This is a genomic window from Actinomadura kijaniata NBRC 14229, assembly GCF_001552175.1.
In the GTDB taxonomy this organism is placed as follows: Bacteria; Actinomycetota; Actinomycetes; order Streptosporangiales; family Streptosporangiaceae; genus Spirillospora; species Spirillospora kijaniata.
Genome location: NZ_BCQR01000198.1, coordinates 1 through 21,123, shown reverse-complemented (window position 1 = coordinate 21,123; position 21,123 = coordinate 1). Strand labels below are relative to the sequence as shown.

The window sequence follows — 21,123 nt, the reverse complement described above, 5'->3', positions numbered from 1 at the left end:
CCCCCGCCGCGCCCAAGCCCCCGGCGGCCCCGGCGCCGGCCGCGCCCAAGCCGATCGCCGAGCGCCCCGCCCCGCCCGTGCCGCACGAGCCGGAGCCGACCGTGGTGGACACCCCGGTCCCGCAGGTCCCGCCGCAGACCAAGCCGACCCCGATGATCAAGCTGGACGCCACCGACGACCTTCCGGCGCCGCACCGTCCGGGCGAGCCGGGCTGAGCCCGGGCCCGGAGACGGGCGCGGGGCACCGACGGTCTCGCGGTGCGGCCCCGCCGGAACCCCCGGCGGGGCCGCGCCCATGCCCGCCCCGCTTTGTAAGATCTTGAACATGGCGAAGACGAAGACCGGCCAGGGGACCATCCGCCCGATCCGCCGCCTGGGCGACCCCGTGCTGCGCACCGAATGCGATCCGGTCCGCACCTTCGACGCCGAGCTGGAACGCCTGGTCGACGACATGTTCGCCTCGATGTACGAGGCCAACGGCGCGGGCCTGGCCGCCAACCAGATCGGCGTCGGCCTCCAGGTCTTCACCTACGACTGCGAGGACGACAAGGGCCGCCGCCACGTCGGCCACGTCGTCAACCCCCGGCTGGTCGCCGCCGACGGCGAGGTCCTGACCGCGTCCGAGGGCTGCCTGTCGGTGCCGGGCCTGCGCTTCGACACGCCCCGCCACGCGCACGCGGTCGTCGAGGGCTTCACCGTCAAGGGCAAACCGATCACCGTCGAGGGCACCGGCTACTTCGCCCGCTGCCTCCAGCACGAGTGCGGCCACCTGAAGGGGCAGGTCTACATCGACGTCCTGGACGGCGAGGCCCGCCGCGCCGCGATGCGGGCGATCCGCGAGCGGCGCGACTAGGGAGTGTCGCGAAGTCCGATGTGCGGCGGTGTCGTGATCACTGAGGCGCCTTGAAAAGCTTCCGCCGGGCGCTCTCGGAATCAGGTCACCGAGAGCTTTACCGAACCCCGGCAGGAAATTATTTCAACGGATCCTGAATCGCTCCTGTTCGAACACGCTTGGCTTGTTTCCGTATTGTTCGACCCGGTGGGTCAGCGCGCCTTGCAGGAGGACTTCTCGCCCCTCTTGCAGTGGTCGTTGAAGTAGATCTTGGTGGTCGAAGTGCCGCGGCTCCAGGTGGAGTTCACCTCGGCGTTGCCGTCGCAGCCCGCGCCATACCGCCGGCGACGACGGCTCCGGCGACCCTTGCCTTGACGTTCGACGAATCTCCACCCTTTCCGATTCGCTGAGCTTCTCGAACCATCAAGAACCCCAGGAAGGGTTGCCGGAACCAACCAGAACGCAGGGCACTATTCGTCGCTAGTGCCAGAGGACTAGGAAATGTTCCGAAGCTTGATGTGTGGCGGTGCGTCCCGGCGGTGACGAGCCGGGTCGGCCGTCGGGGCTAGGTGTCCGCGCGGGTGATGATCTGCTCGGCGACCTTCCTGGCGTCGTTGGCCGGAATGGCGAAGCCGACGCCGATGCTGCCCGAGCCGCCGCCGGACGTGGCGATGGCGGTGTTGATCCCGATGAGCCGTCCCGCGCCGTCCACCAGCGCCCCGCCGGAGTTGCCGGGGTTGATCGCCGCGTCGGTCTGGATGGCGTCCTCGATCACGGCCTGCTGCCGGCGGGTGGTGCGGTCGCGCAGGAACGGCGGGAGGTTCTCGTTCCCCCCGGAGCCGCCCTCCTGGATGCTGCGGCCGAGCGCGCTGACGATCCCGGACGTCACCGACCCGTCCAGCCCGAGCGGGCTGCCGATGGCCAGCACCGGGTCCCCCACCCGCACCGCGTCGCTGTCCCCGAACGTGATCGGGGTGAGCCCGGACACGCCCGCCGCCTTGATCACCGCGATGTCGCGGGTGGCGTCGGTCCCCAGCACCCGCGCCCGCGCGGTCCGCCCGTCGCTGAACTTCACCGTCACCTGGTCGGCCCCGGACACGACGTGCGCGTTCGTCAGGATCGTGCCGTCGGCGCGCAGCACCACGCCCGATCCGCTGCCCGAGCCGGTGTCGATGGACACCACGCTGGGCTGCACGGCGGCGGCGACCTGCGCGGTCGTGCCGCTCCCGGTGGACGCCCCGGTCACCGCGACCGGCCGGGTGGCGCCCGGTCCCGCCGCCGCGACCCCGATCGCCGCGCCCGCTCCCCCGGCCCCGACCGCCAGCGCGGCGGCGGCCGCCACGGCCGCGGCCCTGCGCCGCAACGACCATCCGGTCCTGACCGGGGCGGGCTCGGGCCGCGGCCCGAACTCGGGCGCGGGCGGAGCCCAGGAGGGGTGGGTGTACGGCTCGCGTTCCGGATACTGGTTCGTCATCAGCGCTCCCCCTTCGCGTTCCCCTCCAGGGTGGGCGGGGGCGGTGAGGCCTCACTGAGACGAACGTGAGAGCGGGATGAGAAATCAGTCCCAGCGCGCCGAACGCTGCTTCTTCACCTCGGAACGGCGCTTCTTGTTCTGGAGGCGGCGCTCGTTGAGGGAGCGGGGGATCTTCTTCGGGACGCGCTTCTTGGGGGGCGGGGCCGTCGCCTCGGCCAGCAGGGCGGCCAGGCGGGCGCGGGCGGCGTCGCGGTTGCGCTGCTGGGAGCGGTACTCCTCGGCGCGGATCGTCAGCACGCCCCGGACCAGGCGGTGCGCCAGGCGGTGCAGGGCGCGGTCGCGGAGCGGCTCGGGGATCGACGGGGAGTTGGCGACGTCGAACGACAGCTCGGCGGCCGTCGCGCTGGTGTTGACGTGCTGCCCGCCCGGCCCCGAGGAGCGGGAGAAACGCCAGCTGAGCTCGGACTCCGGAACGGAGAACGAGCCACGGACGGGGATCTGGTCGGGCATGGGGTGATTATCCCCGGTGGACGCGGATCATGTCGTCCCGTTTTCCGGCGGGGAACATGACACGGCCGCGTGCCCCGGGGGCGGGTCACGCGGCCGTGCTCTCCCATGCGGGGCCGTCCGGACCCCGGCCCGGGTCCGTGCGGCCCAGATCACCGACTGCGCCGTCCGTCCGCCCGTTCCCCCCAGAACCTGCCCGGACGGGCTCGCAGCGATGAGCTCTCCTTGCACTGACGAATATGCCGACGCCTCCTGAAACCACCCTGGCGTGGAGCTGAAAGTCCGCTGAAGGCGCCCGGCGGAACGGTCAGTCGGCGAGCGGCAGCACCACGCGGAACACCGCTCCCCCGTCCGGTTCCGAGTCGACCTCGACCTTCCCGTCGTGCGCGGCGACCAGCGCGGCGACGATCGCCAGGCCCAGGCCGGTGCCGCCGTCCTCGCGGCTGCGGGACTGGTCGGCGCGGTAGAAGCGCTCGAAGACGCGTTCGGCCTGTTCGGGGGTGAGGCCGGGGCCGTGGTCGGCGACCTCGACGACGGCGGCGGGCGCGCCGTCCAGGGAGCCGGACGCCAGCCGCACCTCGACCGGGGAGCCGTCCGGGGTGTGCGCGACGGCGTTGGACAGCAGGTTGCCGAGCACCTGCCGCAGCCGCGGCTCGTCGCCGAGCACCTGGTAGGCGATGCCGCTGGAGACCGTCAGCTCGACGGTGCGGTCGGGCGCGACGACCCGGGCCTCCTGGACCGAGTCGGCGGCGACGGCGAGCAGGTCCACCGGGCGGCGCTCCACCGGCCGCTGCCGGTCCAGCCGGGCCAGCAGCAGCAGGTCCTCCACCAGCAGCCCCATCCGGCCGGCGGCCTGCTCGATCCGGCCGATCAGCCGGTCGATCTCCGCGGGCGTGCGGGCCGCGCCCTGCCGGTAGAACTCGGCGAACCCGCGGATCGCGGTGAGCGGCGTGCGCAGCTCGTGGCTGGCGTCGGCGACGAACCGCCGCATCCGCTCCTCCGAGCGGCGTGCCGTGGCCTCGGACTCGGCGCGCGCCCCGAACGCCGCCTCGATCTGCGCGATCATCGCGTTGAACGACATCCCGAGCCGCCCCACCTCGGTGCGCGGGTCGGCGGCGGGCACCCGCCGGGACAGGTCGCCCGCCGCGATGGCTCCGGCGGTGCGCTCGATGTCCTCCAGCGGGCGCAGGCTGAGCCGCACCGCCTGGACGCCCAGCCCGGTCAGCACGGCCAGCACCAGCACCCCGACGATCACGTCGATGAGGACCAGGCGGCCGACGGTGCGCTCGATCTCCGCCAGGCTGAGCCCGAGCACGATCCGCCCGCCGCTCGGCAGCGCCTCCACCAGCACCCGCCAGGCGGGGCCCCGGTCGGGGGCGTTGCCGGTGGTGAACGGCCGGTCCAGCGCGACGTCCAGGTCGGCCGACAGCCGCGGCTCGCCCGGCCCGCCGAGCGGCGCCTCCTCGTAGACCTGCGTGCCCTCGGGGTCCCGCACCTGGATGTACATCTCGCTGGGCACGCGCGGCTGGATCTTGTTGCCGTGGCGCAGCTGGCGTTCGATCTGGTTGGTCGCCCAGGCGATGGAGGTGCGGAGCTGGCCGTCGGCGCGTTCGACCAGGTAGCCCTTGAGCACCCACACCCCGGCGGCGCTCATCGCGGTCAGCGCCAGCACGACCAGCACCAGCGTTCCCGCGATCAGCCTGATCCGCAGCGGCGTGCGGGCGGCCAGCTCCCGCGGTCGCATCAGCCCGGCGGCTGGCGCAGCACGTACCCGACGCCGCGCAACGTGTGGATCAGGCGCGGCTCGATGTTGTCGACCTTGCGGCGCAGCGCCGACACGTAGGACTCGACGATCCCGGCGTCGCCGCGGAAGTCGTAGTTCCACACGTGGTCGAGGATCTGCGCCTTGGACAGCACGCGCCCGGCGTTGGCCATGAAGTACCGCAGCAGCTTGAACTCGGTCGGCGACAGCTGGATCGGCCGCCCGCCGCGCCACACCTCGTGGCTGTCCTCGTCCAGCTCGATGTCGGCGAACACCATCCGCGCCGGGGGTTCGGCGGCGCCGCCGCGCACGCGCCGCAGCACCGCCCGGATGCGGGCGACGACCTCCTCCAGCGAGAACGGCTTGGTGACGTAGTCGTCGCCGCCGATCGTCAGGCCCTTGATGCGGTCCTGGACGGCGTCGCGCGCGGTCAGGAACAGCACCGGGGTGTGGTCGCCGCCGGAGCGCAGCCGCCGGGCCACGTCGAACCCGTCGATGTCGGGCAGCATGACGTCGAGCACGATCAGGTCGGGCCGGTGGCGGCGCGCGGCCTGCACGGCGTCGGCCCCGTTGTCGGCGGTGACGACCTCGAACCCGGTGAACCGCAGGCTCCCGGCCAGCAGCTCCCGGATGTTGGGCTCGTCCTCGACCACCAGGAGCGTCGCCTCCGGCGTACGCTCCGCTGCCCTCTCAGTCAATGCCACCTCCGCGATTCGCCGCAGAGGATCGCACTCCAACCTGAATATCCCCTGAACGTCCGCACGAGATTCCCTGCGCCGGGCGCCCGGAAACCCCGCCGGGCTCAGCGCACGCGCGGCACGTCGACCGAGACGGTCGCCTCCACCCGGCCCGCCGACCGCTGCCAGGTGAACAGCCCGGTGCCGGGGATGATCTGGAGGGTCAGGCGGCTGGCGGGGCCGACCTCCCAGGCGATCGCCTCCAGGTCCCGGGTGACGGTCCGCTCGCGGCCGTCGAGGGTCACCGGCAGCGGGGTGGCCTGGTTGCCGACGACCACGCCCGTCTCGCGGTCGACGATCTGGGCGAACAGCGCCGTTCCGGGCCGGAGGGCGTGGCCCCGGTAGGTGAGCGTGACGCGGGGCGAGCCGACGACCCGCGCGGTGGTGGGCGAGGCCGGGATCGGCACCTCGATGGCCTTGTTCCTGCGGGCGGGCGCGGCGGCGGTGGCGGAGCCGGTGTTGTCGAGCTGGGTGAACGTCATCCGGCCGGTTCCCCTGGCGCGGAGCGGGCCGAGCGCGGGCGGCGGGTAGGCCGCGGCGCCCCGGTAGACGCCGTTCTGGTCGATGTACTCGAACTCCGGCCCGGTGTCCACGGACCGGTCGCCCCGCAGGTGGCGGGCGAACCAGGCGAGGGTGGCCCTGGTGACGTGGTCGGCGGGGCCGGCCTTGGCGTTGCACTGCCCGTGCCCGCCGCAGAACCAGATCATCTTCGCCGGGCCGCCGTTGGCCTTGACCGTGCGGTAGGTCGCGATGCCCTCGCGCAGCGGGAACAGCGTGTCCACCGTGCCCTGGACGACGAGCGTCGGGATCCGCAGCCGGCCGATCAGGTTGCTGGGGCCGTGGTCGGCGAACCAGCGCTCCAGGTCCGGTTCGAGCCGCCCGGTCCGGACGCCGTCGAAGCACGCCCGCCGGACCTTGGGCGCGACCCGGTTGCCGTTGATCATCCCGCCCAGGCACAGGTTGACGACCCAGCCCGCGCGCAGCACCCGGTCGCGGTAGAGGGTGCGCCGCAGGTCGTTGTAGGCGACCAGCGGGACGATGACGTCCACGCGGCGGTCGATGCCCGCGGTGACGAGCTGGATCGCGCCGCCGTAGCTGCCGCCCGCCATGCCGAGCCGGGGGTCGCCGGAACGGTCCAGCTGGACCTCGGGCTGGCGGGCGGTCCAGTCGATGAGGGCGCGGACGTCGCGGCCCTCGAACGCGTGGTAGTCGACGTTGGCCTCGCCGCCGGAGCCGAAGCCGCGGGCGTTCCAGGTCACCACGTTGTACCCGGCCGACAGCAGGGCGCCCAGCATCCCCTTGGCGGTGTCGGTCTCGCCCCGGCCGCCCCAGCCGTGCCCCAGCAGGACGGTGGGGGCGCGACGCCCGTCGGCCGACCCGCCGGCGGGGAAGAAGTGCGTCACGATCGACACGCCGTCGAACGACCGGATCTTCGTCGTGCGGGCCTTCCCCGTCGCGGCGTGGGCCGCCGGGGCCGCGGCGGCGAGACCGAGCGCGAGGGTGGAGGCGGACAGGGTGGCCAGCAGCCTGCGTGACATGGGGCACTCCGGCGGGGGAGATGATCGAGACAGGTGATTTCTACCACCTGGTAACCACGGCGGCCAGACCCTTGGTGAACCGGATTCGGGTTTCGGTCGGCCGGAGTGCGCCGTCAGCCGAAGTACTCGATGAACGGGTGGCGCCCGCCCGAGGCGTTCGCGGTGCCGACGCTGACGATCCCCGCGGTGCCGGGGCGGTGGTCGAGGTCGCCCGCCTGCGCCTGGCCGGTGCGGGACGGGCCGTTCACCGTGGTCCACTTCGCGCCGTTGTAGTGCATGTACCGCGTCCGGCCGCCGGTGGTGACGGGCAGCATCACCACGCCGCCCCTCCCGTCGGAGGACAGGCCGATGCCCGCCGCGTTCGACGGGGTGGCGACCGTGCGCCAGGCGGAGCCGTTCCAGTGCAGCAGGGCGTTGGAGACCTGGGCGTTCTGGCGGTTGCGCAGGATGTAGACGTTCCTGGCGGAGAGCGCGACGATCCGGTGCGGGACGGCCTGGTAGGCGGTGGTGCCCATGGAGCCGGGCAGCGCCAGCCTCTTCCAGGCGGAGCCGTCGTAATGGAGGGCGAAGCCGGTGACGGCCGCGCCGGTGGAGGTCGTCCCGGCGAGCCAGACGTCCTTCCTCGACCGGACGTCCACGGCGGTGACGGCCGAGGACGGCGGCAGCGGGACCTTCGCGTCGGCCCAGGCCGAGCCGGTCCAGCGCATCACCCGGCCGATGCCGCCCGCGTTGGCGTTCACGCTCGCCAGCGAGTAGGCGGTGCCGTCGGGGGCGGCGGAGACCTGGGACGGGAGAGCGAAGCCGGGGTAGGTGACCTTGGCCCACCTGCTCCCGTTCCAGTGGAGGGAGACGGGCAGCGGGGCGAAGCCGACGATCCAGGCGCGCCTGGGGCCGGCGACGGCGACGTCGGTGGGGGTGAAGCCGACCGGGCTCGTCTGGCGCGCCCAGCCCTTGCCGGTCCAGCGGAGGATGCGGGCCTTGGCGCCGAGCAGGTTCCCCTCGGAGCCGACCGCCCAGCCGGTGTTCCTGTCGGCGAAGTCGACGCGGTCCAGGGCGCCGTCGTACGCCAGCGCGCCGCTGGCCACGTTCTTCCAGGACGCGGCGTGCGCGGGGGCCGCCAGGACGAGTCCGGCGCCGCAGGTCAGCGCCGTCAGCAGGGCCGCGTTCCGTCGCACGCTCATCCTCCCAAGATCGCCAAGCGGAGATCAGCGTACGGGAACGCTTACCGGCGGGTGGGGGAACGGCCGGATCAGGACGCGCGGACGCCCGGCGGCACGCGGGCCGCCGGGCGTCCGCCAGGGTCCTACTCGCCCTTCCAGACGGGCTTGCGCTTCTCGGCGAACGCCGCCGGGCCCTCCTGGGCGTCCTTGGAGGTGAAGACGGGCATGACGATCTCGCCCTGCTTCCTCCACGCCTCCTCGGCCGACCACTCGGCGGACTCGACGATGATCTTCTTGGTGGCCGCGAGCGCCAGCGGGGCGTTCTCGGCGACCTTCAGCGCCAGCTCCTTGGCCCCGGCGAGCGCGCCGCCGGACTCGGTCAGGCGGTTGACGAAGCCCAGCTCCGCCATCCGCTCGGCCGGGTACTTGTCACCGGTGAGCGCGATCTCCATGGCGATGTGGAACGGGATGCGCCGCGGCAGCCGCAGCAGGCCGCCGGCCGCCGCCACCAGGCCGCGCTTGGGTTCGGGCAGGCCGAACTGCGCCTCCCGCGACGCCACGACCATGTCGCAGGACAGGGCGATCTCGCAGCCGCCCGCCAGCGCGTAGCCCTCGACGGCCGCGATCAGCGGCTTGGCCGGGGGCCGCTCGACGATCCCGGCGAACCCGCGGCCCTCCACGGTCGGGTTGTCCCCGGTCAGGAAGCCCTTGAGGTCCATGCCCGCGCAGAACGTGCCGCCCGCGCCGGTCAGCACGCCGATCGACAGGTCCTTGCGGGAGTCCAGCTCCTCCAGAGCCGCCGCGATGCCCTGCGCGACCGCGCCGTTGACCGCGTTGCGCGCCTCGGGCCGGTTGATCGTGATGACGAGGACCGCGCCGTCTTCCTCGGTGAGAACAGCTTCGGACATCAGTGACCCGTCCTTACTTCGGCTGGAAGCGGATGCCGCCGTCGAACCGGATGACCTCGCCGTTCATGTAGTCGTTCTCGACGAGCGACCGCACCAGGTGCGCGAACTCCGAGGGGCGGCCCATGCGCTTGGGGAAGGGCACCGGCGCGGCCAGCTTGGCCTTGAACGCCTCGGCGGCCTCGCCCTCGCCGTAGATGGGGGTGTCGATGATCCCCGGGCAGATGGTGTTGACGCGCACGCCGACCGCGGCCAGGTCGCGGGCGGCGGGCAGGGTCATGCCGACGATGCCGCCCTTGGAGGCGGAGTAGGCGACCTGGCCGGTCTGGCCCTCCAGCGCCGCGATGGAGGCGGTGTTGATCACGACGCCGCGCAGGCCGTCGGCGTCGGCGGGCTCGGTCTTGGCGATGGCCGCCGCGCCGATGCGCATCAGGTTGAAGGTGCCGATCAGGTTGACCTGGATGACCTTCTGGAAGGAGGCCAGGTCGTGCGGGGAGCCGTCGCGGTTGACGGTGCGGGTGGCCCAGCCGATGCCCGCGCTGTTGACGATGACGCGCAGCGGGGCGCCGGTGGCCACGGCCGCGTCGACGGCCGCCTGCACCTGCCCCTCGTCGGAGACGTCGGTCTTGACGAACACGCCGCCGACCTCGTCGGCGAGGGCCTTGCCCTTCTCCTCGTTGAGGTCGGCCACCACTACCTTGACGCCCGCCTCGGCCAGGGCGCGCACGGTGGCCTCGCCGAGGCCGCTCGCGCCACCGGAGACGACGGCGGAAACTCCGTTCAGGTCCATAAGCAGCACCTTACGTCAGAAACCGAATGCCATTCGGGGTGATGTTACCCACAGGTCAGAACACACTCTGCCAGCACCCCCTCGGCAGCGAAAGCGCGGGGTTACCCGGGGTCGCCCGGGGGCCGGGTTTGCCCGGCCGCTGGCCGGGCATCGCCCCCGCCGACACCGTGAAGAGGGGGACTCATGAGTGAACGCCCAGCGCAGAGCCAGCCGTACCCGGGTCACACCGGCGACATGGAACCCGAGCCGCACGACGAGATGCGCGACTACACCGGCAGCGGCCTGCTGGCGGGGAAACGGGCACTGGTCACGGGCGGCGACTCCGGCATCGGCCGCGCGGTGGCGGTGGCGTTCGCCAAGGAGGGCGCGGACGTCGCGATCACCTATCTGGAGGAGGACGCCGACGCCCGGCACACCGCCAAGCTCGTCGAGGCGGAGGGCCGCCGGTGCGTCACCTACGGCGGCGACCTGGCCGAGGAGCGGCACGCCCGCGAGGTCGTCGCGAACGCGGCGCGCGACCTGGGCGGCCTGGACGTGCTGGTGCTGCACCACGGCACGCAGGAGCCGGTCGACGACGTCCGGCAGATCGACACCGAGCAGCTGACGCGCACCTTCCAGGTGAACGTCTTCTCGCTGTTCTGGACCGTCCAGGAGGCGCTGGACCACCTGTCCGAGGGCTCCTCCATCGTCATCACCGGCTCCATCAACGCCCTGCGCGGCAACAAGACGCTGATCGACTACTCGGCCAGCAAGGCCGCCGCCGTGGTCCTCGGCCAGTCTCTCGCGCAGAACCTCATGGAGAAGGGCATCCGGGTGAACTGCGTCTCGCCGGGTCCGGTGTGGACGCCGCTGATCCCGGCGACCTTCGACGAGGAGAAGGTGGAGGACTTCGGCAAGCAGGCCCCGATGGGCCGCGCCGCGCAGCCCGACGAGATCGCGCCGTCGTACGTGTTCTTCGCCGCGGACCGGCTGTCGTCCTACTACACCGGCCAGAACCTGGTCCCGGCCGGAGGGGAGATCCATCCCGGATGAGCGTGGACGTGGAACTCACCCGCAGCGACCCGGCCGAGCCCGGCTACGGCCGGCGCCGCTGCGGGCGGGGTTTCCGCTACCTCGGGCCCGACGGGCGGCCACTGCGCGACCCCGACGAGATCGAACGCGTCAAAGCGCTGGTCATCCCGCCCGCCTGGACCGACGTGTGGATCTGCCCCTCCCCCGACGGCCACATCCAGGCCATGGGCACTGACACGGCGGGCCGCCGCCAGTACCTCTACCACCCGGTCTGGCGCGAGCAGCGCGACCGGGAGAAGCACGACCGCGTGCTGGACCTGGCCGAACGGCTCCCCCGGGTGCGCGAGCGGGTCACCGAGCACCTGACCGGGCGCGGCTACACCCGCGAACGCGTCCTCGCCGCCGCCGTCCGCCTCATCGACCTGGGCTTCTTCCGGATCGGCGGCGAGGAGTACGCCGAGGCGAACGGCACCTACGGCCTGGCGACGGTGCTGCGCGAGCACGTGACGTGCAGCAGGGGCCGGATCACGTTCGAGTACCTGGCCAAGGGCAACAAGGAGCGCCACCAGTCGATCGCCGAGGAGGACGTCTGCAAGGTCGTCACCGGCCTCAAGCGCCGCCGGGACGACGGCCCCGAGCTGCTGGCGTACCGCACCCCGGACGGCTGGCACGACGTCACCACCACCGACATCAACGACTACATCCGCGAGATCACCGAGGGCGACTTCACCGCCAAGGACTTCCGCACCTGGCACGCCACGGTGCTGGCGGCCGTCGGCCTCGCGGTCTCGGTCCGGGCCGCCGACACCGAGGCCAAGCGGAAGCGCGCGGTGGCCCGCGTCGTCCAGGAGGTCGCCGACTACCTCGGCAACACCCCGGCGGTGGCCCGCGCCTCCTACATCGACCCGCGCGTCATCGAGCTGTACGAGCAGGGCCGCACGATCGCCCCCGCCCTGACCGAGCTCGGCGTGGACGTGGCGGCCGGCGAGCTGGCCACCCAGGGCCCGGCGGAGGAGGCCGTGCTCGGCCTCCTCCGCTCCGGGTGAGGGGTCAGCAGTCCACCAGCTCCGGGGACTGGTTCAGCAGCTGCGCCCTCGGCGAGGTGAACGTGGCGTACCGCTCGGCGCTGCCCGCCGCGCCCGGCTCGAACGCCGCCAGGCGGTGACAGTTCTGGAACGCCAGCCGCACGCCGAAGTGGCGTTCCAGCGCGCCCCGCATGGCGTCGGAGGCCAGCGCGCGCAGCAGCTGGCCGCGCGCGGCCTCGTCCGGCGGCGGGGTCTGGTTGTCGGCGAATCCGGTGTCGGTGGCCCGCATCCGGGCGACCACCTCGCTGACGACCTGCCAGGCGTAGGGCAGCGACTCGCGGACGCACGCGACGAACGCCGCGTCGTCCACCTCGCCCCGGCGGGCCTGCTCCAGCAGGCGGTCGTCGACGGTCAGGGACATCCGATCTCCTCTCACGGGGAAGTGACGCCCCCAGCTTCACACGAAAACGATTATCGTTCCAGCATTGATCATCGGAGAGTCCCGCCCAAACCGGCCCACATGCCTCCGGTCCGCATGACTGGCGCGTTCCCGGGTACCTCAGCCCGCATCCCGGACGGGAGAAGAAGACGACCGGCATGCGACCGTGAAACGTGAGGGGGACCGGGTGGGTGAATCGGGCACCGCGGCGGCGACGCCCTCGCAGACCGCCGCCGAGGGACTGCTGCTGAGCCTGAAAAGGGCCGCGTCGGTGCTGCAGGAGGCGGACGTGGACTTCGCCCTGGCGGGTGGATGCGCCGCCTACGCGCGCGGCGCGGCGCAGTCCACCCATGACGTGGACTTCGTGCTGCGCGAGAGTGACGTTCCCGAGGCCGTGCGGGTGCTCACGGCCGCCGGGATGGAGCACCGGGAGTGCCCGGAGAACTGGCTGACCAAGATCTACGACGGCGAGCAGCTCATCGACCTGATCTTCTCTCCGGCGGGCCGGACGGTCGACGACGAGCTGCTGAAGCGCGCCGAGACCCTGACGGTCGCGGCCGTGCGGATGCCGGTGCTGCGCGCCGACGATCTGGTGATCATGCGGCTGCTGGCGTTCACCGAGACGACCTGCGACTTCTCCGGATTCCTGCACGTGTGCCGATCGCTGCGGGAGCAGGTGGACTGGCCGCGCGTGGCGGCGCAGACCGCCGGCTCGCCGTACGCCTACGCGTTCCTGACCCTGCTGCACCGGCTCGGCGTCATCGAGGGGGACTTCCTGTGAGCGAGTATCTGGCCGCCCACATCCAGGAGCGGCTCGCCGCCCGGGCCCACGAGCTGGGGATCAAGGTGGAGGTGCGCGACGACGTCGTCTACCTGCACGGGCAGGTCGCCAGCGTCGAGCAGTGCCACCAGATCGAGGAGGCCGCGCGGATGGCCGCCGAGGGGCGGCGCGTGTGCAACGAGGTGTCGGTCGTCCCGGTGCGCGAGCCGGGCGGGGAGGAGAGGCTTTCATGATCCGCGTCGCCGCCGTGGGGGACCTGCACGTGGGGCCGGAGGTCGCCGGCGCCTACCGGGAGCGGCTGACCGGCCTGCCCGACCACGCCGACCTGCTGCTGGTCGCCGGGGACCTGACCCGGCACGGCACCGTGGAGGAGGGCAAGGTCGCCGCCGAGGAGCTGCACGATCTCGGCGTTCCGGTGATCACCGTGCTGGGCAACCACGACTACCACTCCGACCAGCAGGACGACATCACGCGCGTGCTGGAGGACGCCGGGATCACCGTGCTGGAGGGCGAGGGCACGACCGTCGAGTGCGGCGGCACGTGCGTCGGGATCGCCGGGGGCAAGGGCTTCGGCGGCGGGTTCGCCGGCAGGTGCGCCAGCGACTTCGGCGAGCCGGAGATGAAGGCGTTCGTCGGGCACACCAAGGCGTTCGCCGAACGGCTCGGCACGGCGCTGCTGGGGCTGGACTGCGACACGCGGATCTGCCTGACGCACTACTCCCCCGTCGAGGAGACGCTGAGCGGGGAGCCGCCGGAGATCTACCCGTTCCTCGGCAGCTACCTGATCGCCGAGGCGATCGACGCGTCCGGCTGCGACCTGGCGGTCCACGGCCACGCGCACAAGGGCAGCGAGAAGGGCGTGACCCCCGGCGGGGTCCGGGTCCGCAACGTCGCCCTGCCGGTGATCCAGCAGGCGTACGCGGTCTACTGCCTGGGAGCCGAGTAGCCGCCGCCCGGGAGCCGCCGGTCGGCGGGCGGGACCGGCGTCCGGCCGAGACAGGTCGCGACCGGGTCCGCCACCGAGCACCAGCCCGGCTTGCGCCTGGGCACGTACCCGCGCGGCACGCCCCGCCCGGCGATGACCGAGCGGTAGGCCGGGACCGCGTCGGTGGGGCGCCGGGTCAGCGTCGGATCGGTCCGCACGTCCACCGTGTAGAGCCCGAAACGGGGCCGGTAGCTGCCCCACTCGTAGTTGTCGGTGAGGCTCCAGTGGTTGTAGCCCATGACCTTCACGCCCTCGGCCATGGCGCGCTGCACCCAGTACAGGTGGTCGCGCAGGTGGTCGGCGCGGGTGTAGCCGTCGGGGCGCGGGCGGCCGTCGTCGGTGGGCATGCCGTTCTCGACGATGTAGACCGGCAGGTGCGGCAGGCGGCGCCGGTAGTTCCGCAGGGCGTGGTAGAGGCCCTCGGGCTCGGGGGCGGCCCGCCAGACCTCACCGGTGAGGGCGTTCCCGGCAAGGGCGTTCTGGAGGCCGGCGCCGTAGTAGTAGTCGAGGCCGATGAAATCGATCTTGTCGGTGACGTCGTTGAACAGCGCGGCGTCGAGGACCGGGTTGAGGGCCGCGCCGTAGGCGACGTTGCTGGAGACGGGCGCGCCGGGGTCCAGCTCGTGGATCATGTCGTAGGCGGCGCGGTGCGTCCGCACCAGGGCCGCGCGCATGGTGGACAGCTGGACGGGGTTCATCGGGCGGGCCGTCAGCTCCTGGTAGAGGTACTGGCTGGCCTCGTTGAAGGTGATCCAGATGACGCCCTGGCCCCGGTAGCGCCGGACGACGAAGCGGGCGTTCTCCAGCCACGCGCGGGCGGTGGCGGGGTTGTCCCAGGCCCCCTGGTCGGCGACCCAGCCGGGGTAGACCCAGTGGTCGAGGGTGAGCATCGGGCGCATTCCGGCGGCCCGGACGCGGCGGACCAGGTCGTCGTAGTAGGCGAGGGCCTCCGGATCGCGGACGCCGCGCCGCGGCTCGACGCGCGCCCACTCGATCGAGGTCCGGAACGTGTTGACGCCCAGCTCCTTCGCCAGGCGCAGGTCGGAGGGGTAGCGGTGCCGGAAGTCGACCGAGTCGCCGTAGGGGTCCCTGACCCCGAACGCCCGGCGCTTGGCGTAGCGCGTCCAGTTGCTGTCGGGGAACGACCCGCCGGACTGGAAGTCGGACATGGACACGCCCCAGTGGAACCCTGCGGGGAACCGGACCGTCGCCGGGGGCCCGGGATCCGCCGTCGCGGGTGGCGCGGCCACGGTCGACAGGGTGGCGGACAGCAGGGCCGACAGGGCGGCGGACGTTCGCGGGACACGGAACCGGCCGAACACGGAAGCTCCCTCCGAGCATGGACACGTATGGGGTGACGGGTGCGGGAGGGATGGCCGTCGACGCGCGGCATGGCCGCTTCCGGGCACGCGGCCGGGCGTCCGGGTACTCAGCGCGCGATCCGAGTAGCTCCCCCGCTCTCCTACTCAGGCACGCGCGCGTGACGCGCCTCACAGTGGGCGCATGAACACACTGCTTCAGCTCAAGGGGACGACCGCCTTCTACCTCCAGTCGATCCTGTCGTTCGCGATCTCGCTGTCGGCGGTGGCGGCGGGCATCGTCCTCCTGCCCGCGCCCGAGTGGGTCCGCGCCTTCCTGGGGCTCGGCGTGCTGTACGTCACCACCTCGACCTTCACCCTCGCCAAGTGCGTGCGCGACCGCCAGGAGGCGAGCGCCGTCGCCACGCCCGCGCTGCCGCCCAGCGCCCCCTACTCGGACTCGGCCCAGCAGTGGGGCTGACGGGAACCACGAAGAGCGACGTTCGAATAACACAATCGTGATCTGACCGGCCCCGGCCATCGGACGCGCCGACAGGGGCCGACGACCGGACCGGAAAACCGCCCGCGCCCGCTCCCCGGCGGGCGCTTTTCCGTTGCCCCGGGGACACCGGATTCTCGCCGGAGCCCCGGCCCCGAAGGCGATTCGGCGATTCGGACATCCGGCGCACGGAGGTCGAGAAGTCCACTCGGAAGGACGATTGTGGCTGGCATCACAAACGGATAAATCACCATTGGCTTTCGCCAGCGAATATCACACAGGGTAATCACTGATTGATCTTCGAAATGCCGGAAGAATGCCGTTCGTCCGTTGCCGTTCCGAGTTGACCGGGTTACGTTCGTCGCCGTCCAGCGGCAACAGAGCCGCGGCCACGACCGAACAGGGACGGCCACCCCCGGGACCTTGGTTTCCCGGGTGGGCGCCGCGCGCCGGCAAGGCGGCGCGCACGCGGCCGTCCCGCCGAGTCCACGCAGACCAGAGGCGTGGAGCCGGGCCGGGACGCTACCGGGACCCCCGTCCCGCGAGGCGTCCGGATTCCCCAGCCGGAGCCTTTCCACTCCCCCGCTCCCCGGCTGCCCCGGTAGGCATGAACGGCGATGTGAGGAGCAATCCTGAACGGCCTCCGTATCTCCCCGTCCCCCCGTAGCCCCCGCCTTCTGGCGATCGGCCTGGCGACCGGCACCACGGTGCTGGCCCTGCCCGCCGTTCCCGCCATGGCGGCCCCCGCGGCGTCCGGTGCGGCACCGGCCTCGGCGACCGTCGCCGCGGCCCCCGCCAAGGCCGCCGCCGAGTCGCGAAGCAGCAGGCAGAAGCGTCGCGCGGCGGTCGCGGTGCGGTTCGCGCACCAGCAGATCGGCGACCGCTACCGGTGGGGCGGCAACGGCCCCAACGCCTGGGACTGCTCGGGCCTGGCCACCGGCGCCTGGCGCAAGGCGGGTGTGAAGCTGCCGCGCACCACCACCCAGATCTACCGCAAGGTGCGGACCAAGGTCTCCCGCAAGAACCTCCGCCCCGGTGACCTGGTGTTCTTCTACTCGGGGCGCAGCCACATGGGCATCTACGTCGGCAAGGGCCGGTTCATCCACGCGCCCTCCTCGGGCAAGCGGGTGAAGAAGGTCAAGCTCTCCGGCTACTACAAGCGCAACTTCAACGGTGCGGTGCGCCCCGGCCGCTGATCCGGCGGCTACTGACGGTGATGGCGGGCGGACCGTTAAAGAGGTTTCCGCCCGCCCTCGCCGCCCCACCAGATCCCGCGTTTTTCGTCAATCCGGCAAACTGTGAGCCAGATCACAACTATCCGAAACCTCGGGGATCGGCGCAGGCAGAACGGGGAATGAACGGTCCCGGCCCGCCGCCGGGAGCCCCGATAACGCCCCCGAGATTTGCCAGATATCCCGGAGTCTGGCTACGTTCCTGCCGATCCGCGCGACGCATCCCAGCGTTCGCCCGAGATAACAGAACAGTTCGAACGACGAGCGGCGCGTGGCCCCCTTGCCCCCCGCTGCCCACAGCCCGCCGTCGAACGCCGCGTCCGTGCGGTCAGGAAGCACGGAGCCGGAAGCGGCCGCCCCCGGTGCGCCTCCCATGCACCGGAACCCCGGCCGCGCGCATCCCCCCGTCCACGGTGCAACCCCCGTGCGGGCCTGCCCGGTAGGCATCGCCAGCGAGTCCAGGAGTCGTCCTGTATACCCCCGTCATCCCCCCGAAGTCCGTCCTGTCCCGTAAGACGATCGCCGGAGGCGTCGCGTTCGCCTCGGCGGCCGTGTTCGGAGCCTCCCTGCTCGTCGCGGCGCCGGCCCAGGCCGCCGCCCCGGCCCAGGCGACCGTGGCGAGCGCCCCCGTGGTGGCCGCGCAGGCGCGCATCTCCAAGGAGCGGGCGGCCAAGCAGAAGAAGCGCGCGGACTACGCCGTCCGCTACGCCTACAAGCAGATCGGCGACCCGTACCGTTACGGCGGCACCGGCCCGCGCTCGTGGGACTGCTCCGGACTGGCGGGCGGTTCCTGGCGCAAGGCGGGCGTGAAGCTGCCGCGCACCACCACCCAGATCTACCGCGCCGTGAAGCACAAGGTCTCGCGCAAGCGCCTCAAGCCCGGCGACCTGGTCTTCTTCTACTCCGGCCGCAGCCACATGGGCATCTACGTCGGCAAGGGCTACATGATCCACGCCCCGTCCTCGGGCAAGCGGATCAAGAAGGTCAAGCTGAACAGCTACTACAAGCGCGTCTACAACGGCGCCGTCCGCCCCGGTCTCTGATCCACGGACTCACGGAAGGCCCGGCCCCCGCACCGCGGGGGGCCGGGCCTTCGTCCTTCTCAGCCCAGGGTCGGGTAGTCGGTGTACCCCTTGGCGCCGCCGCCGTAGAACGCCGCCCGGTCGGCCTCGTTGTACGGGCCGCCCGCCCTGATCCGCTCCGGCAGGTCCGGGTTGGCCAGCCACAGCTCGCCGAACGCGATCGCGTCCGCGACGCCCTCGCGCAGCGCCTCCTCGCCGTGCTCGGGGTGGGCCGGGTAGGACTCGGGGGTCGGGTGCGGGTTGAGGATCAGCGTGCCGGGCCACTCGGCGCGGATCTTGCGGGTGGTGTCGCGGTTGACGTTCTCCATGATGTGCACGTAGGCCAGGTCCAGCGGGGCGAGCTCGCGCGCCAGCGCCACGTAGAGGTCGTCGGTGTCGCTCTCGCTGATGCCGTTGAACGGGTTCCCGGGCGAGATCCGCAGGCCGACGCGCTCGGGGCCGATGGCGTCGGCGACCGAACGGGTCACCTCCACGGCGAAGCGGATGCGGTTCTCGACGGGACCGCCGTAGGCGTCGGTGCGCCGGTTGCTGCCGTCGGCGAGGAACTGGTGGATCAGGTAGCCGTTCGCGCCGTGCAGCTCGACACCGTCGAAACCGGCCTCGATCGCGTTGCGCGCGGCGGTGGTGAAGTCCTCGATGGTCCGCGTGATGTCGTCGAGGGTCATCTCCCGCGGCTCGGGGTGGTCCAGCATCCCCTCGGGGGTGAAAAGCTGCTCCCCCGACGGCAGCGGCGACGGGGCCAGCGGCGTCTCGCCGTGCAGCGACGGGTGCCCGACCCGGCCGGTGTGCAGCAACTGGACGAAGACACGGCCCCCGGCGGCGTGCACCGCGTCGGTCACCTTGCGCCACGCGGCCACCTGGCCCTCGGTGTGCAGGCCCGGCGTCCAGATGTACCCCTGGCCCACCTGGTTCGGCTGGGTGCCCTCGGTGACGATCAACCCGGCGGAGGCGCGCTGCGCGTAGTACTCGGCGGTCAACTCGGTGACCTCGCCCGCGTGCATCGCGCGGCTGCGGGTCATCGGGGCCATCACCAGGCGGTTCGGCAGCTCCAGGGCGCCCACGGTCACCGGCTCGAAAAGCTCGCTCATCGTTCTCGTTTCCCTTCGTTCGCAACTGGTGACGAAGCTACGAAGGGTCAGCTACGGGCCGAATCCGTAAGTATTCGGGATCTGGCACCGTAGGTTTGTAGCGTGCTCTACGGGCGGGATACGCAACGCACCCGGATCGCGGCGTTGATCGACGACGCGCGGGACCGGCGTCGCAGTGGTGCGCTGGTGCTGCGCGGCGAGGCGGGGATCGGCAAGTCCGCGCTGCTGGACTGGGCCGCCGGGTACTTCGACGGGGCGGGCGAGCTGCTGCGGGCCACCGGGTTCGAGGCCGAGACCGCGATCGCGTTCGCCGGACTCACCCAGTTGCTGTGGCCGATCCGGGACCGGCTGCCCGAGCTGCCCGGCCCGCAGGCGGACGCGCTGTGCGGCGCGCTCGGCGTGCCCGGCACCCGCGCCGAGCCCGGCGACCCGTTCACCAGCGGGCTGGCGGTGCTGACGCTGCTGGCGGACCTGGCCGAGAACGGGCCGGTGCTGTGCCTGGTCGACGACGCGCAGTGGCTCGACCGGCCCTCGGCCGAGGCGCTGCTGTTCGCGGCGCGGCGGCTGTCGGCCGAGGGCGTGGTGGTGCTGTTCGCCACCCGCGAGGAGGGGTTCACCGACGCCGGGTTGCCCGAGGAGCACCTGGACCGGCTCGGCCGCGCCGACGCCGAACGGCTGCTGGCCGCCCTGGACCTGTCCCCCTCGTCCCGCCGCCGCGTGATCCTGGAGTCCCGGGGCAACCCGCTCGCCCTCCAGGAGTTCGGCGCGGCCGGGGCGCGGACGGCGAACGGCCACGCGCCGCTGCCGGTCGCCGAACGGGTGCTGGCGGCGTTCCGGCGGCAGATCGCCGCGCTGCCCGAGCGGACCCGGCTGATGCTGCTGCTCCTGGCGGCCGAGGGACGCGGGTACATGCCCGCGGTGCTGGGCGCGGCCGAGCGGTTCGGGGTGGGGCTGGCCGACCTGGAGGCGGCCGAGCAGGCGCGGCTCGTCGAGGTGACCGGCACCGAGGTCGCGTTCCGGCACCCGCTGATCCGGTCCGCGGCCTACCAGGCGGCTCCGGTGGCCCGCCGGATCGCCGCGCACGAGGCCCTCTACCACAGCGCCGACGACCCCACCTGCCGGGCGCGGCACCGCGCGGCGTCCACGACGTCCCCGGACGAGGACGTCGCCGCCGAGCTGGCGGGTGCCGGCGACCTGGCGCGCCGCCAGTCCGGGTACGCCACCGCCGCGCACCTGTACCGGCAGGCCGCCGCGCTCACGCCCGGGAGGGAGCCGCGCGGGCACCGGCTGCTGCTGGCCGCCGAGGCGATGCTGACGGCCGGCGACGCCGCCGCCGCCGAGGAGATGGCCGCCACCGCCGAACGCCTCATCGACGCCCCCGCCGCGCGGGCCCGGCTCGCCGAGGTCCGCGCCGCCGTCGAGCACGAGCGCGGCGAGCCGCGCGCCGCCGCCCGCATGCTCATCGACCACGCCGCCGACGGCGACACCCAGGCGATGCTGCGGACCGCCGCGGTGTACGCCTGGACCGGCGGCGAGGCCGACGCGGTCCGGCAGGCCGCCACGCTGCTGGACGACGGGTTCCTGCGCGGCCTGGCGCTGCTGGTCGACGACGACCCCGGCGGCGGGATGCCGCTGCTGTCCAAGGCCGTGGCGGACGCGGACCGCACGCACGCGCTGCACGCCGCGGTGATCCTCGGCGCGGACGAGACGGCCCGGGACCTGGCCTCCGCGCAGGTCGCGCGGCTGCGCCGCGAAGGGCAGGTGGGAGCGCTGCCGATGGCGCTCCAGGCGCAGGCGCAGGTGCTGATCGCGTTCGGGCGGCACGCCGACGCCCGGGCCGCCGCCGCCGAGGCCGCCGCGCTGGCCCGCGACACCGGGTTCGGGCGGCGGGCGCGGCGGCTGGACGCGGTGCTGGCCCGGCTCGCCGCGATCGAGGGCGACGAGGACCGGCTGACGGAGCTGACGGCGCACGCGCCCGC

21 protein-coding genes and 1 pseudogene are annotated in these 21,123 nt (G+C 72.8%); 11 read left to right on the top strand and 11 right to left on the bottom strand.

Going from position 1 to position 21,123, the window contains the following annotated elements; all coding sequences use genetic code 11:
• A pseudogene (locus tag AKI01S_RS52155) lies at positions 1-215 on the top strand (hypothetical protein); the annotation flags it as partial.
• A 109-nt stretch (positions 216-324) separates the two neighbouring features.
• Positions 325-852 (top strand): peptide deformylase, encoded by a 528-nt coding sequence (gene def, locus AKI01S_RS42200; protein ID WP_067831450.1) that lies wholly within the window; start codon positions 325-327, stop codon positions 850-852.
• Between the two features lie 544 nt (positions 853-1,396).
• Here the strand turns inward: def and AKI01S_RS42195 are convergent.
• The 8 genes from AKI01S_RS42195 to AKI01S_RS42160 form a co-directional block, all read right to left on the bottom strand.
• Complete coding sequence (locus AKI01S_RS42195) at positions 1,397-2,305, bottom strand: S1C family serine protease (RefSeq protein WP_067831448.1); 909 nt, start codon at positions 2,303-2,305, stop codon at positions 1,397-1,399.
• A gap of 84 nt (positions 2,306-2,389) precedes the next feature.
• Positions 2,390-2,815 carry an alternative ribosome rescue aminoacyl-tRNA hydrolase ArfB gene (gene arfB / locus AKI01S_RS42190; protein WP_067831446.1) on the bottom strand — a complete coding sequence of 142 codons (426 nt, stop codon included), beginning with the start codon at positions 2,813-2,815 and terminating at the stop codon, positions 2,390-2,392.
• A gap of 304 nt (positions 2,816-3,119) precedes the next feature.
• Entirely contained in the window at positions 3,120-4,556 is a 1,437-nt protein-coding gene (locus tag AKI01S_RS42185; RefSeq protein ID WP_067831444.1) for a sensor histidine kinase, read from the bottom strand.
• The gene (locus tag AKI01S_RS42180; RefSeq protein WP_067831442.1) at positions 4,556-5,272 is read right to left on the bottom strand and encodes a response regulator transcription factor; all 717 of its coding nucleotides are present in this window, start codon (positions 5,270-5,272) and stop codon (positions 4,556-4,558) included. Before AKI01S_RS42180 ends, AKI01S_RS42185 begins: the two co-directional genes overlap by 1 nt.
• A 104-nt stretch (positions 5,273-5,376) precedes the next feature.
• A complete protein-coding gene (locus tag AKI01S_RS42175; RefSeq protein ID WP_067831439.1) occupies positions 5,377-6,849 on the bottom strand; it encodes an alpha/beta fold hydrolase in 1,473 nt (490 codons plus the stop codon).
• 113 nt (positions 6,850-6,962) lie between these two features.
• On the bottom strand, positions 6,963-8,030 hold the full coding sequence (locus AKI01S_RS42170) for a beta propeller repeat protein (RefSeq protein ID WP_245682012.1): 1,068 nt from the start codon (positions 8,028-8,030) through the stop codon (positions 6,963-6,965).
• A gap of 122 nt (positions 8,031-8,152) precedes the next feature.
• Positions 8,153-8,917 (bottom strand): crotonase/enoyl-CoA hydratase family protein, encoded by a 765-nt coding sequence (locus AKI01S_RS42165; protein WP_067831433.1) that lies wholly within the window; start codon positions 8,915-8,917, stop codon positions 8,153-8,155.
• 13 nt (positions 8,918-8,930) lie between these two features.
• Positions 8,931-9,704: an SDR family oxidoreductase gene (locus AKI01S_RS42160; RefSeq protein ID WP_067831430.1), complete on the bottom strand. Its 774-nt coding sequence runs from the start codon at positions 9,702-9,704 to the stop codon at positions 8,931-8,933.
• A 183-nt stretch (positions 9,705-9,887) separates the two neighbouring features.
• Between AKI01S_RS42160 and AKI01S_RS42155 the strand changes: the two genes are divergently transcribed.
• Both AKI01S_RS42155 and AKI01S_RS42150 read left to right on the top strand, forming a co-directional pair.
• A complete protein-coding gene (locus tag AKI01S_RS42155) occupies positions 9,888-10,736 on the top strand; it encodes an SDR family oxidoreductase (protein WP_067831429.1) in 849 nt (282 codons plus the stop codon).
• Positions 10,733-11,761: a DNA topoisomerase IB gene (locus tag AKI01S_RS42150; RefSeq protein WP_245682011.1), complete on the top strand. Its 1,029-nt coding sequence runs from the start codon at positions 10,733-10,735 to the stop codon at positions 11,759-11,761. Before AKI01S_RS42155 ends, AKI01S_RS42150 begins: the two co-directional genes overlap by 4 nt.
• 4 nt (positions 11,762-11,765) lie before the next feature.
• Here the strand turns inward: AKI01S_RS42150 and AKI01S_RS42145 are convergent, their stop codons facing one another.
• Complete coding sequence (locus AKI01S_RS42145) at positions 11,766-12,161, bottom strand: SCO5389 family protein (RefSeq protein WP_067831428.1); 396 nt, start codon at positions 12,159-12,161, stop codon at positions 11,766-11,768.
• Positions 12,162-12,366: 205 nt separating this feature from the next.
• Here AKI01S_RS42145 and AKI01S_RS42140 point away from each other — a divergent pair, with 205 nt between their 5' ends.
• Genes AKI01S_RS42140 through AKI01S_RS42130 form a run of 3 tightly spaced genes read left to right on the top strand, consistent with a single transcriptional unit; the run spans position 12,367 to position 13,906 of the window.
• Positions 12,367-12,960 (top strand): nucleotidyltransferase, encoded by a 594-nt coding sequence (locus tag AKI01S_RS42140; protein WP_067831426.1) that lies wholly within the window; start codon positions 12,367-12,369, stop codon positions 12,958-12,960.
• A complete protein-coding gene (locus tag AKI01S_RS42135; RefSeq protein ID WP_067831425.1) occupies positions 12,957-13,193 on the top strand; it encodes a BON domain-containing protein in 237 nt (78 codons plus the stop codon). Before AKI01S_RS42140 ends, AKI01S_RS42135 begins: the two co-directional genes overlap by 4 nt.
• Positions 13,190-13,906 carry a metallophosphoesterase family protein gene (locus AKI01S_RS42130; RefSeq protein WP_067831423.1) on the top strand — a complete coding sequence of 239 codons (717 nt, stop codon included), beginning with the start codon at positions 13,190-13,192 and terminating at the stop codon, positions 13,904-13,906. Before AKI01S_RS42135 ends, AKI01S_RS42130 begins: the two co-directional genes overlap by 4 nt.
• Here the strand turns inward: AKI01S_RS42130 and AKI01S_RS42125 are convergent.
• On the bottom strand, positions 13,885-15,267 hold the full coding sequence (locus AKI01S_RS42125; RefSeq protein ID WP_067831422.1) for a glycoside hydrolase family 1 protein: 1,383 nt from the start codon (positions 15,265-15,267) through the stop codon (positions 13,885-13,887). The genes AKI01S_RS42130 and AKI01S_RS42125 overlap by 22 nt on opposite strands.
• 181 nt (positions 15,268-15,448) lie before the next feature.
• Here AKI01S_RS42125 and AKI01S_RS42120 point away from each other — a divergent pair, with 181 nt between their 5' ends.
• From AKI01S_RS42120 to AKI01S_RS42110, 3 genes are all read left to right on the top strand, one after another.
• Entirely contained in the window at positions 15,449-15,724 is a 276-nt protein-coding gene (locus AKI01S_RS42120) for a YiaA/YiaB family inner membrane protein (protein WP_067831421.1), read from the top strand.
• Between the two features lie 725 nt (positions 15,725-16,449).
• A complete protein-coding gene (locus AKI01S_RS42115) occupies positions 16,450-16,938 on the top strand; it encodes a C40 family peptidase (RefSeq protein ID WP_245682010.1) in 489 nt (162 codons plus the stop codon).
• A gap of 587 nt (positions 16,939-17,525) precedes the next feature.
• A complete protein-coding gene (locus AKI01S_RS42110) occupies positions 17,526-18,017 on the top strand; it encodes a C40 family peptidase (RefSeq protein ID WP_067831420.1) in 492 nt (163 codons plus the stop codon).
• 59 nt (positions 18,018-18,076) lie between these two features.
• On the opposite strand, the gene AKI01S_RS42105 is transcribed toward AKI01S_RS42110, so the two are convergent.
• Positions 18,077-19,144: an alkene reductase gene (locus AKI01S_RS42105; protein WP_067831419.1), complete on the bottom strand. Its 1,068-nt coding sequence runs from the start codon at positions 19,142-19,144 to the stop codon at positions 18,077-18,079.
• 102 nt (positions 19,145-19,246) lie between these two features.
• Between AKI01S_RS42105 and AKI01S_RS42100 the strand changes: the two genes are divergently transcribed.
• The coding region (locus AKI01S_RS42100; protein WP_157420550.1) for an AAA family ATPase at positions 19,247-21,123 on the top strand (1,877 nt) is incomplete at its 3' end.

What these genes read in the sequence shown, in the direction of transcription:
- def (WP_067831450.1), top strand. Translation starts at nt 325, where the DNA reads ATGGCGAAGACGAAGACCGGCCAGGGGACCATCCGCCCGATCCGCCGC.
- AKI01S_RS42195 (WP_067831448.1), bottom strand. Translation starts at nt 2,305, where the DNA reads ATGACGAACCAGTATCCGGAACGCGAGCCGTACACCCACCCCTCCTGG.
- arfB (WP_067831446.1), bottom strand. Translation starts at nt 2,815, where the DNA reads ATGCCCGACCAGATCCCCGTCCGTGGCTCGTTCTCCGTTCCGGAGTCC.
- AKI01S_RS42185 (WP_067831444.1), bottom strand. Translation starts at nt 4,556, where the DNA reads ATGCGACCGCGGGAGCTGGCCGCCCGCACGCCGCTGCGGATCAGGCTG.
- AKI01S_RS42175 (WP_067831439.1), bottom strand. Translation starts at nt 6,849, where the DNA reads ATGTCACGCAGGCTGCTGGCCACCCTGTCCGCCTCCACCCTCGCGCTC.
- AKI01S_RS42170 (WP_245682012.1), bottom strand. Translation starts at nt 8,030, where the DNA reads ATGAGCGTGCGACGGAACGCGGCCCTGCTGACGGCGCTGACCTGCGGC.
- AKI01S_RS42165 (WP_067831433.1), bottom strand. Translation starts at nt 8,917, where the DNA reads ATGTCCGAAGCTGTTCTCACCGAGGAAGACGGCGCGGTCCTCGTCATC.
- AKI01S_RS42160 (WP_067831430.1), bottom strand. Translation starts at nt 9,704, where the DNA reads ATGGACCTGAACGGAGTTTCCGCCGTCGTCTCCGGTGGCGCGAGCGGC.
- AKI01S_RS42155 (WP_067831429.1), top strand. Translation starts at nt 9,888, where the DNA reads ATGAGTGAACGCCCAGCGCAGAGCCAGCCGTACCCGGGTCACACCGGC.
- AKI01S_RS42150 (WP_245682011.1), top strand. Translation starts at nt 10,733, where the DNA reads ATGAGCGTGGACGTGGAACTCACCCGCAGCGACCCGGCCGAGCCCGGC.
- AKI01S_RS42145 (WP_067831428.1), bottom strand. Translation starts at nt 12,161, where the DNA reads ATGTCCCTGACCGTCGACGACCGCCTGCTGGAGCAGGCCCGCCGGGGC.
- AKI01S_RS42130 (WP_067831423.1), top strand. Translation starts at nt 13,190, where the DNA reads ATGATCCGCGTCGCCGCCGTGGGGGACCTGCACGTGGGGCCGGAGGTC.
- AKI01S_RS42120 (WP_067831421.1), top strand. Translation starts at nt 15,449, where the DNA reads ATGAACACACTGCTTCAGCTCAAGGGGACGACCGCCTTCTACCTCCAG.
- AKI01S_RS42105 (WP_067831419.1), bottom strand. Translation starts at nt 19,144, where the DNA reads ATGAGCGAGCTTTTCGAGCCGGTGACCGTGGGCGCCCTGGAGCTGCCG.